This is a genomic window from Paraburkholderia phenoliruptrix (genome assembly GCF_902859825.1).
Classification (GTDB): Bacteria; Pseudomonadota; Gammaproteobacteria; order Burkholderiales; family Burkholderiaceae; genus Paraburkholderia; species Paraburkholderia phenoliruptrix.
On the sequence record NZ_CADIKB010000056.1, the window covers coordinates 16779 to 27353 of the forward strand.

Genomic DNA, 10575 nt, shown 5'->3' on the forward strand with positions numbered 1-10575 from the left:
ACCGAGCGCGGAACCAGGCTGGGCACGGCGATGGACAGGAAGACTGCAGTTGCAGAGATCCGCAAGTGCCTGAATCTGGCGCGCTCGGCCGAGCCGCATGAGGCTGCGGTCGCTTTGCGGGAGGCGCAGAAGCTCATGGCCGGGTTTGAGATCGGCGAGTGCGAACTTCCGGGTGCTGGTGTCGATGAAGCGTGGGTGAAAAGCTCGACAAGTGCGCGCCCGGCCCGTTTCGAGGTCCGGCTGGCAAGCATGGTAGCTGGGGCATTCGGCTGCGAAATCGTCTTCACCAGGCGGTTAAATGCTTCAGGCACAAAAATTTTCGGAGGCTATGCCTTCATTGGTGTGGCACCGGCCGAGCAGGTTGCCTCCTACGCATTCACGGTGTTCGCCCGCCAACTACGCGCGGCGCGCGCGCAGTATGTTGCCGCAACACTGCGGCGATGTTTGCCGCGTAACCGGACAGCGCGCGCTGACCTATTCTGCGAGGGCTGGGTCGCCGCCGCTTGTCTACTCGTTCAACCGGCCGGCGTGAGCGAGCTTTGCGTGATACGGCTTGAGGAATACATGCGCGCGCACTACGCGGACACGAGCAGCATGACGCCGCGAGGACGGGCTGAGGCGGTGACCGTGCAGCGAGCGCCGCGCATCAGTGATGCGGTCCCCGGCAACTGGCTTCTCCCGTTTGCGCCAGCCGAAGGTCCGTCCTCATACGAGGCGGATCTGACGAACGGGCATCCTGAAAAGGCTCACCTTCGCCAGCGTGATCAGGCCTCCAGTCCGCGCACATGTGCAGTTGAACAGCAGTTATCCGGGGAGCAGCAATCGATGAGTCAGGAGACCGGGCATGCAACAGTTCATTGAGCTAACAAGGACGGATGTCTCCGTTTATGTCAGGTCTCTCGCGGACTTCGTTGCTGCACAAATTGCTTTCGAGCGTGCCGATGGGGATGTGCGGGAGCGACGCCTTGCCGCGCTGCGCGACGCAGCGGCACGCGTGCGCATCGATTGCACGACGGATGAAACGATTGCCGCGGTCGAAGCCGGCGTGCGGGCCCGGACTCGAAACAGCATGATCTACGAACAGTTTGCAGCCGATCTGCTGGATGAGCTGTTTCGCACTGCTCGCACGATGACCCCTCTGGTTGCCGACGCGCTCAGGGTGTGTGCGGTTGAGGACGAACTCGTCGAGGCTGCCCGCGACGTCTACGAAGCCGTGCGGGAAGCACGCGAAGCGCTATATGGGGAAGCCGGGAGCGACGCAAGTGCGCCGTCACGCGAGGACATCGACTATCCATAGGGCGACGCCAATGAGTAACTACAAAAGCGCCATCATCGTACGGCCCGGTGGACGTTCGAACGGCACGACCGAAACTCCCGCCGCGATTCAGGTGTGCGTCACGAGCAACGGTGGTGGAAGCACTCTGCAGCGCGCAGAGGACATGGATGACGCGCTCGCGCTGGCGGCTCAGGCCAGCGTCACGGAACACCACATGGTGTGCGTCGAAGTGGACGCACAACGTGTTCTCCGCTGGGACCCATCAGGGAGATCCGCAGGGCAAAGGGGCACGTTGGTTCCCGGTAACTCTGTCGGCAGATTGGAGCAGGTGCCCTGAATTCAGGCCCATCCTCGTCGAAGGGCGACCCTCGGCAGGGGATCCTGGCGAGGCACATCCACCTTCAGGGCGCGCGAATGCGCATCCCGCACCTTCCAGCAGTTCGGCCGCGCAACGCGCGGAGTCTGCACCGAATGTATCAGGAGAAACCGTGATGAGGGAAACCCTCCTGCCAGTCGACCTACTCGGCAAGCTTACCGACGATGCTGTCGTCGATCCGACTTCTGCCGTGCATTCCGACCTCGACTGCTGGACGGCGCAGCGGGTCGATCTCGGCCACCTCAATGGGCTTCGCGACCAATGGTGGCCATGCCACATCGTCGTTTGCCACGCAATACGCATGTGCAGGTCAACGTCCGACAGCTTGTGCGTGCCCATGCCGGCCCGACACGATTCTCTGTTCACGCCACCTTGGCCCCCCGTGTTCAGGATGCCCCTCAGGATGGACCTGGTCGTTAACCCCGCGCGAAGCGCGTTCCCCAAGGCGCGGAGCGCCTTCCTATGCGCGACGCGCACTCCTACGGCGAGAGAGTCCGACCTTGACGTGAAACAGCCGGGTGGCCGGACGCGAAACCTCGCGGCCGGCCACCCGGCTGCAAGCCGGAACGGCGCAGCGTCAAGGGCGGGCTCGACCGCCCACCACGCCGCGCAGCGGCTTCCCGGGCGGTGCGTTAGCACCGCCTTCCATCCCATCCGAGCCGAAGGCGCTGGATGGGGGTTTCTGGGGTTGCCGTTTACCGCGAAGGTCCACGGCTTACCTCCGCATAGCTTTCACACCGTACACGGATCGGCACATATTTTCCTGTCCCACATATCAGTCGCTTAGCCACCGGCCCACGTCGGCCACTACCCTTCTACGAGGACATGAAATGATCACGCTCCACACAGACACAGACCTCTCTTTCGCTCAAAAACTCGAAAACATCCTGACGCTCTTTGAGCTCAAACTCACTGAGACCCGACAAGCCGTCGCATCGCATCAGTCAGCGAACTCGGAAGCTCGTGTTCTTGCCGCCATCGACAGCATCACTCGACTCGAATGCCTGAACTGGGTGCTCGAGATGCTTCCTGCACTCAAGAATGTCCACCAGCTCGATCCACAGGCCTTACTGATCGACGTTAAGACGGCCCAAATCCTGTTCGCCCGGCAACTCGCCGACCTCAACACCGCTCTTCAGAAAAGCGACCTGTCACTTGCACAGTTTCCTCGCATTGGTGATGAGGCTCGCGTGGAACTCGCAACCCGCACGTCTGTATTGACGTGGGTCTTGTATGTGACGGTGGATCTTACCGACAACGGAGAATAGTCATGGGTATGTACTTCGACGCCGAAGCTGGCGACAAACTCATCGACGGAACGGATAGCTGTCATGCAGTTCTGCACGTCGGCAGCGACCACATCGAAATCTGGTGTGAAGACTACGAACGTCACTATGGCAACGTACCCGCCGATTTCACGGCGCCGCAAATCAACGTTGTCATGCGGTTCTACCGTGCGGGTGAGAAGCACGGCGATCAGCTCGGCAGACTGGCGCAACAAGCCGTCCTGCGCCATGCGCTCGGCGTTCAATAGCGAATCGATTTCTCTGGAAGAGGCACCATGATCATCGTCATCGTTACCACTGAAGAAGATCCCAAAACCGGAAAGTCCCAACAGGTCGTATCGCATGGGGTCGACACCGACACGGGTAAAAACATCATTCTGCCCTGCGACAGCCCCGCAAGTGTCGGCGCAGAATGGGATTCACAAATCGGCGAATACGTACTTCGCTAACTCACCGACAGGCCTTCGCATTCACACGTGCGAGGCCTGTTTTTTCACAATATTTTTTGGCTCGCCCATATCTCCGCGCTACGACCACCTCAATTACCGGAGAACCCATGTTCAGACTGGCACTTTCCCCCGAAACACGAGCTGCACTCGATGAGCACCGCCGCACCATCGACCGCCTTTACGCGTTGACGGATCGCTGGCTCGCCGCAGAGCTACTGCGCCTCTCGAGGCAAGTCCGCCAGGCGAATCCTCAACTTCAACCCACTGACGTCACCTACGAAGCCCGCTTTCTCTGGCACCTGGTACCGGAAATTGCCCGGCGACTCGGCGCGAACTCCTTTCTCTCAAATGAACGCACCGACGCCGCCATTGTGATGTACACACCTGTCCGCCTACGCGAGCACGCTGGATACGCTCTGGGAAACATGTCACAACAGTTTCTCGGTCGATCAGCGGCGGTCATCACGTTGCTCAACGAGCCCTGTAATGGTAACCCTGTCGCATTCGCCCTTGATCGTATCTCGCCACCCATACCCGGGACAAACGATCCGATCGCGGAGAGCATCATCGAAATCGCCGATCGCCGGGGCGTCCAGTCCACCGGTCACTGGACACCAGCGATGAATCAGTACCACCGTCGAGCTTCTTCAGCATTCTAAGCTCGCGCGAAGCAACGACTCGCGCCAACTCACCCCCCTCGCTCTGCAGCCGCAGTCGAGGGGTTTTCTTTTCTGCTCGTCTGCCTCACCACTTCTTTTTGGCGATGCTTTTCCTGGGCTCGGTCTATTGCGCTGGAGCAGCGCGTTCATTACAGGAGATTCAACATGACGTCAGCGGTACGCGTAGAAGTCAATGAAGCAAACCTCGTCAAGAACCTGAAGTTTGCGTTTTCCAATTTCTCGACGTTCCTCGGGGAACTCATTCAGAACAGCCGGCGCGCCGGCGCGACCAGAGTCGAATTTTCGCTGGAAGGTAAAGATCTGACGGTGGTGGACGACGGTCACGGCATCGAGAACTTCCAGAATCTGTTCACGATCGCCGAAAGCGGATGGGATCACCAGACGCAGTCGCTCGAGAATCCTTTTGGCATGGGGTTCACCAGCGCGCTGTTTGCCTGTGAGCGTCTGACGGTGGAATCGCGTGGTCAACGGCTTGAAGCAACCACCCGGGCACTCCTCGACATGCTGGACGCACCAGTTGTGACCGGTGGAATTACGACTGGCACACGGCTGACGCTCAGCAAACTGTCGTTTGACGAAATGCGAGTGGAGGGGGCTCTGCAGTCCATTGCCCGCGGCTACCCCATTCCGATCATCTTCAACGGTGTAGCCCTCGCGCGGCCGGAAGCTCTCGATTCCACAACGTTCGAGCAGACACCGATCGGCGCTGTGTGGATCAAGGATCTTTCCCACGTATCTCTGGGTTCGTCCGACGTTCGTGTGTTTCTACAAGGTATCCTGGTCGCTGGCTCATCGCATTGTCGAGCTCCGCAGGTCGTAGTTCACCTGGATAGTGCGAAATTCATGGCCAAGCTGCCGGATCGAAACTGTCTGATCGACGCGGAGGAAAAGTTGGCCGAGATCAATCAGCACATCGGCCACCTTATCCATCGCAGACTGGCCGACCATCAGAAAGCAATGGCTGCGCTGGATTTCGCAAACACGTACTGGAAGGTCGCATGCAAGTATGCTCCGGACGTGCTACGCGATCACCCGGTCGTTCCCGCAGACATTTTGTCGGAGATCGAGGAGCTGCTGTGTTATTCGGACAGGCATGCCCCCTGCGTCTACATGTCAGCGCGGGACGCGAAACCGCTGTTCCGGGAAGCATTCGAACGAGGTGAGCGCAAGGTCGTGATTGGGAGCTGCTATGTCGATCTCGATTCCGACCCGTTATGTGCACTGAAACTGGCCTATGTGAAGTCTAACGGGGCAGCAGTTGTTTCATCGAGCCTCCCCGCGGGACACTGGTTGCTGAATGCACCACAGCTCGACGATTTCGATGTTCTGCACGAGGTCGTGAACCCCGGCGGCATTGCGGGATCCGATAGCTTTTCGTGGGAATTCGATCTGCAGATCTGCGATGCTATCCGGATCAATGGTATCTGGGGAGAGGTGGTCATCGACGAGGAAGAGATCGCCGTTGGCGCCGACGGCGAAGTGCTGCACGTCACCGTCTACAGCCCCAACGCAGTCGGTCAACCGGGCGCTGGCGTCAGGCAGTTCGAGGACTTCTATTGTGATGATCGATTTGATGAGAGCTGGCATGACGAGTGTCTCGACAAGTATCGACGCTGGATCAAGCAAGCCCGTCATTGCACGCCGACAGATCTGTTGAACGATTTGCTTTCGGATATCTACGTGGATACGTCGTCAGCATTGGGTACCCGCTATCTCCTTGAAGTGTCGGAGCACGGCAGGCTGAACGTGATGGAAAAGCTGGAAACTGTCCCTGCGTAATTCCCAACCCAACGCCCGGCTCTCCTCGGAGAGTGCGGGCTTTTTTTTCGGGTGCGAACTTACCGGGCCGCCACAGGGTGGCCGATTCACGCTCGAAATCCCCTCCCCTCAGACGCCTATTTTTTGGCGAGCCATCTCGCGCGCTCGGTTCATCGCGCACTGGTAGCGCGTTCTCATCCGCCCCGATTCAAGGGCAATCCTCACCAAGGGCTAAAAACCATGGAAAGCATCTCTCTCAAAATGACGTGGGCGGGTACGCTGAACGCGTTTCTCGCTTTATACGAACGCGGCGATCGCAAGTACGCACGCGAGCAGCTCATCAACATGGCGCGTCTCGCCGATTTCGGCGCCGATGCAAAGGAAGCGTTCGAACGCATCGCCAACATGACTGACCGCGACGGCAATGCCATCGAAATGCACCGGGACGAGCTGCGCGCGATCGCACGCTCCACGCTCTCGCTACTCGACCCGTCCAAACAGGATCCCACGCCGCAGAAAATCGACGCCGCGTAGATTCGGCACTCACGTCTACAAGTCGGCCACCAGTCACATGGCCCGACTCACCACCCCTCGACCGGCATTCGCCGATCGAGGGGTTTTTCTTTCCGACGTCAAGTCTCGTGCCCACAGCTTCGCGACATACCTGAGCCAGGTATTTTTCGGTGCGACATCGCCTTGTACTCAGTCTATCGCCCGGTCGCCCGGGCTCTCACAAGGAGATCGCAGTATGGAAACACGCGTCTATCGTTTGAATGGCTCACTGCTTACTGACATCAAGCTGAACGGGACCTGGGTAACCGTCCACGTTCAACCTCTTTAAATACCGGCTGCGGGTCATGGTCATTGAGCCCGGCGTGCGGGCCGAACCGGAGGAATCGTTATGTTTTCCAGTCTCTTTCGTTTCAGTGGCGTTCGAAATTGGGCGACGCTGCTATCTGGTGTCCTGGGGTTTTTGATTGTCTGTCTAAAGGTGTTGCGAGTGCGGCTAATGCCGCTCCCAGCGTGGTGCGACCCCGAACTTACCCAGCAGTACGCGATCACGTCGAACCAGCCGTTACATGGAGAATCCGGCCGTATCCTGTTCGAGGTCGAGGCAGCCTGCATCGACTTGGCTCAGCAATGTTTACCGCGAAAGCTCATGCGTCGGTTTGATGGTACGACTGGTCGCTACGTCCTTCGGGTGATCGCTACTGGCGGCACTCTGCATGCCTTCCCGGATCTGCAGAGATTGTACGGAATCGCAGAGTGGAGAGCGATCAGGATTCTGGCGGCGCAGTCTCGCTTCGAGGACATGATCGGCAACTATCAGGCGGCGTTCTACGATTGGATTGAGGCAAAGGAAGCCGCTGAAAAGGCCGATCGCGAGTACGCAATCGACATCGAAAACACGTATCGAAGCGTCGACTGCGAAATGTGGTCCGACGCGTATCAGGAGTGTGCCGAACTCGGTCTTGTTTGAAGTCGCCCTCATTCCGGGCTAACCCACAACCCCTCAATCCGCACTGACGGATCGAGGGGTTTTTCTTTCAATTCGCGCTTTGCAGCACCCGACGCTACTCCCTCGGCAGCTCGCGATCCTGCGCGTTCATGCTCGGCCCGCGTTGCATCAACCCAACATATTTTTGCAGGGACATCTCCAGTCGCCTTGACTACCGCCCGAGAGGGTTTTCTATCGGAGATTTCCATGACCAACATGCATCTCAAAGCTGTCGTATTCGATGAGACACGCTACTGCAGTGATGACCTTGTCGCCAGCGCCAGCGCCGGCGGAAGGATCTACCGCACGTACCTGTTCGATGCGGAGCTGGCCGTTCACTGCTGCGAACTCACTCCGAGCTTCGAACTGTGGCCGATGTACACCACACCGCTAGAAGACGACGAGGAGGGCCATGTTCATGAGCAGCTTCTCGCCGGCGAGGACCACGAAATACGCTATTACCAGCAGCGCGCCATCAACTCCATGCGCCCGGAGTTCGTGCAGGACCTCGGTTTTCATCAAATCGATGATGACGAGACCCGTGACGAGGCTTTCGAACGTTGCCTCGAACACTACCGCGGAAACGTCGTCCTCGAGACGCCGCGATTCGTCCAATCCATCTCTGCATAGGCAATCATATGATCGAAATCACCAAGACTCCGCAAGGACAATCCGGAACCACTGACGTGCAAACGCCAGACACCAAGCCCGGCCTCTACTACGTGAGCGCAGTGAGATCAGGCGGCCGTCAGTGGTGGCCAATGCTCGGGCCATTTCCGGACGACCACGCCGCTGCCATCCGAAAGATTGACGCCGTCCGGAAACTCGCCTGCGAGCTCGATCCTCGAGGCTGCTGGTATTCGTACGGCACCGTGCGCATCGAGCATCAGGAAAATCCTCCGCAAGGCGCCCTTAACAGTCGCCTTCTCTAGCGACCCGGTCGCCAACCCACCCCCCGGAACTCACTCACGTGACCCGGGGATTTTTTTTTGGATGTGCATTTCCTGAGCAAGGCCTATCTGACGGATCGCTCTCGACCGGGCAGCGACCAACACCCCACAGGAAAACACACCATGAAACTCACGAAAGCCCAGGCGAAAGCCATGACGGAAATCGAGCAGCTGGTCAGCCTCGAGCGCCGCCTGACGCAGGATGAACGCCTCTTCATTCTCCACAATTATCAGGAAGGTGCCGGTCAACTCAATTCGCTCACAGGGGCGTTTTTTACTCCTACAGGCCTTGCGCGCGATTTTTCCATCGAGGTACCCGGCGGCTGCAACACGATCGTCGACCTGTGCGCCGGAATCGGATCACTCGCCTACGCATGCGAAGAGAAAGCAAAGACAATCGTCTGCGTCGAACGCTGTGAAGAGTATGTTCGTGTTGGCCGCAAAGTGATGCCTGAGGCGACCTGGGTTCACGCCGACGTGTTCAGTGATTGGTGGCAGCAGTTTGGCCACTTCGACGCCGCATTTTCCAATCCACCTTTCGGTCGTATCAAGGCAGATGCGTACCGGGGACGGTATCTCGGGTCGCTTTTCGAGTACAAGGTCATTGACCTCGCCTCTCGCTTAGCTGACTGGGGAACATTCATCGTGCCGCAGGCTTCCGCGCCGTTCCGCTACTCTGGTGTGCAGTGCTACCGCGAGGAAATAGGCGACAACTGCCGTCAGTTCATTGAGCAAACCTCAATCGAGCTCGGGGCGAACTGCGGCATCGATACGACCATGTATCGAAATGAATGGCACGGCGTAAGCCCGACATGTGAAATCGTCACTTGCGATTTCACCATGACGCCTCAGACGGCTGTCGCCGAAACCAATGTCAGGGAAGCCGTGGCGGCCTGACGTCGCCACAAACTATCCTGTCGCAGACCGGCAACCCACGGCCCGCTCATCTTCGGATGCTGCGGGCTTTTTTTTGCCTGCGCATATCCCCGTGCCCAGTCAACAACCAACGTCGCTGGCATCCCTCAAAACCTGACCACAAGGACCTCTCACCATGAATCAATTTTTTCGCGCCGTGCGCCACGGCACCTTTGGCGGCCAGAAGGCCGGCCTCCTCCAGAAATGGATCGAGTCCTACGTCCGTGCGCTGTTCCCTGAAGCCGGAATCGAGTGGTGGTCGTGCAACGATTACGGCGGCCCGAAGGACCTCAAAAAGGACTCTCCTTTGCCAGTCGCAGGGGTGAAGCCCGAAGACATTCATCACTTCGCATGCTACGTCCGAGACGGTAACGAAAGTCCAATGATTGAGGTGTCGTTCATCCTGAAGAATGGCGACATGCTCAATCTGACGACGGCAAAAATCTTCGACAATCGCACTACGTGCTGGCAAATCGCCCACGCCATCGAACGCGCATTGCATTCGATTTTCGCTTACGAGGAAATTCCTGAAATTGTCGATCTCGCCGCGAAACTGCCCCGCAAGGCATCGTGGTCCCATGAGACAGACATCGCCGAGCCTGTCCACATCGACAAATCAGCGAGCACACTCACCGTGAGAACCGCCAGCGGTCGAGTCATCGACCAGCGTGACTTTCACGAAAAGGGTGAGGGAGCGATTCACCGGGTCGAGGCGTACGTCGAAGACTGGAGAACAGTTCTCACCAACATGCGCGCGACGGTCGCCCCGTCCTCGACGTCTGCAGCCGATCCCGTTCCGGTCTGATCACCAGGCCCAACCCCACAACCCAGCGCATCGCCCGATGCGCTGGTTTCTTTTTGCCCGCGCATGTCGTCGTGCTTGGTCAACTACCGGTTCGCCGGCTCCTATCCTGTGACGCTACCCTCCAGAGGAACCTCACCATGACTTATTCCTGCACCGACTTTACCGACGACGTCATCAACCGTCTGATCGAACTCGATCTCATCAAGAAAGACATCGTTCCCGCCGACGATACCCAGGAGCAGGCCAACATCGTCCTCCGCGCGATCGACAGTCTTGCCAGTCGACCCGCCGGGTCTCCCGCAGCCGCTCCCGGCGCAACCAGAATTCACGTTCTCATTCAGGAAGGCGGTTCTTCGACTGAGCTCTATCTGCACGCGTGGGACACCGCTGAAGAAGCGAGCGATGACCGTATCGCCTGCGCTCGGGACGGTGCCTATCGGACTTCGGACGTTGTCGAGGTTGACAGCTCGCTTGGCAATGTCCCACAGACAGTTGAAGGTTGGGACGGCGGGTGCGGCATAGATTATGCGACCTTGCGATCATGGTCAATGTTGGATTTCGAGGGCGAACGCTTCAGGGCGG

The 10575-nt window shown here is 58.6% G+C and carries 15 protein-coding genes; 14 read left to right on the plus strand and 1 reads right to left on the minus strand.

Annotated elements, in window-relative coordinates:
- Window positions 1-30: 30 nt before the first annotated feature.
- Both HV711_RS30560 and HV711_RS30565 read left to right on the plus strand, forming a co-directional pair.
- Entirely contained in the window at window positions 31-861 is an 831-nt protein-coding gene (locus tag HV711_RS30560) for a DUF2786 domain-containing protein (RefSeq protein ID WP_051223966.1), read from the plus strand.
- On the plus strand, window positions 845-1297 hold the full coding sequence (locus HV711_RS30565; protein WP_035478407.1) for a hypothetical protein: 453 nt from the start codon (window positions 845-847) through the stop codon (window positions 1295-1297). Before HV711_RS30560 ends, HV711_RS30565 begins: the two co-directional genes overlap by 17 nt.
- Window positions 1298-1794: 497 nt before the next feature.
- Here the strand turns inward: HV711_RS30565 and HV711_RS30570 are convergent, their stop codons facing one another.
- Window positions 1795-1944 carry a hypothetical protein gene (locus HV711_RS30570; RefSeq protein ID WP_175145531.1) on the minus strand — a complete coding sequence of 50 codons (150 nt, stop codon included), beginning with the start codon at window positions 1942-1944 and terminating at the stop codon, window positions 1795-1797.
- Between the two features lie 538 nt (window positions 1945-2482).
- On the opposite strand from HV711_RS30570, the gene HV711_RS30575 reads away from it, so the two are divergent.
- The 12 genes from HV711_RS30575 to HV711_RS30630 all read left to right on the plus strand — a co-directional run.
- Complete coding sequence (locus HV711_RS30575; RefSeq protein ID WP_035478412.1) at window positions 2483-2920, plus strand: hypothetical protein; 438 nt, start codon at window positions 2483-2485, stop codon at window positions 2918-2920.
- 2 nt (window positions 2921-2922) lie between these two features.
- The gene (locus tag HV711_RS30580; protein WP_035478414.1) at window positions 2923-3186 is read left to right on the plus strand and encodes a hypothetical protein; all 264 of its coding nucleotides are present in this window, start codon (window positions 2923-2925) and stop codon (window positions 3184-3186) included.
- 27 nt (window positions 3187-3213) lie between these two features.
- Window positions 3214-3387: a hypothetical protein gene (locus HV711_RS30585; RefSeq protein WP_175145533.1), complete on the plus strand. Its 174-nt coding sequence runs from the start codon at window positions 3214-3216 to the stop codon at window positions 3385-3387.
- A 107-nt stretch (window positions 3388-3494) separates the two neighbouring features.
- Complete coding sequence (locus tag HV711_RS30590; protein ID WP_035478416.1) at window positions 3495-4046, plus strand: hypothetical protein; 552 nt, start codon at window positions 3495-3497, stop codon at window positions 4044-4046.
- 165 nt (window positions 4047-4211) lie between these two features.
- Window positions 4212-5846 (plus strand): ATP-binding protein, encoded by a 1635-nt coding sequence (locus tag HV711_RS30595; protein ID WP_035478418.1) that lies wholly within the window; start codon window positions 4212-4214, stop codon window positions 5844-5846.
- Between the two features lie 219 nt (window positions 5847-6065).
- Window positions 6066-6359: a hypothetical protein gene (locus HV711_RS30600; RefSeq protein WP_051223968.1), complete on the plus strand. Its 294-nt coding sequence runs from the start codon at window positions 6066-6068 to the stop codon at window positions 6357-6359.
- Between the two features lie 367 nt (window positions 6360-6726).
- On the plus strand, window positions 6727-7305 hold the full coding sequence (locus HV711_RS30605) for a hypothetical protein (RefSeq protein WP_035478420.1): 579 nt from the start codon (window positions 6727-6729) through the stop codon (window positions 7303-7305).
- 225 nt (window positions 7306-7530) lie between these two features.
- On the plus strand, window positions 7531-7953 hold the full coding sequence (locus HV711_RS30610; protein ID WP_051223969.1) for a hypothetical protein: 423 nt from the start codon (window positions 7531-7533) through the stop codon (window positions 7951-7953).
- Between the two features lie 8 nt (window positions 7954-7961).
- Window positions 7962-8255: a hypothetical protein gene (locus tag HV711_RS30615; RefSeq protein WP_035478423.1), complete on the plus strand. Its 294-nt coding sequence runs from the start codon at window positions 7962-7964 to the stop codon at window positions 8253-8255.
- Window positions 8256-8396: 141 nt separating this feature from the next.
- Window positions 8397-9170, plus strand: coding sequence for a class I SAM-dependent methyltransferase (locus tag HV711_RS30620; protein ID WP_051223971.1), 774 nt, complete (start codon window positions 8397-8399; stop codon window positions 9168-9170).
- 154 nt (window positions 9171-9324) lie between these two features.
- The gene (locus tag HV711_RS30625) at window positions 9325-9993 is read left to right on the plus strand and encodes a hypothetical protein (RefSeq protein ID WP_035478426.1); all 669 of its coding nucleotides are present in this window, start codon (window positions 9325-9327) and stop codon (window positions 9991-9993) included.
- 137 nt (window positions 9994-10130) lie between these two features.
- A partial coding sequence (locus HV711_RS30630; RefSeq protein WP_175145536.1) for a hypothetical protein occupies window positions 10131-10575 on the plus strand: 445 nt, incomplete at its 3' end.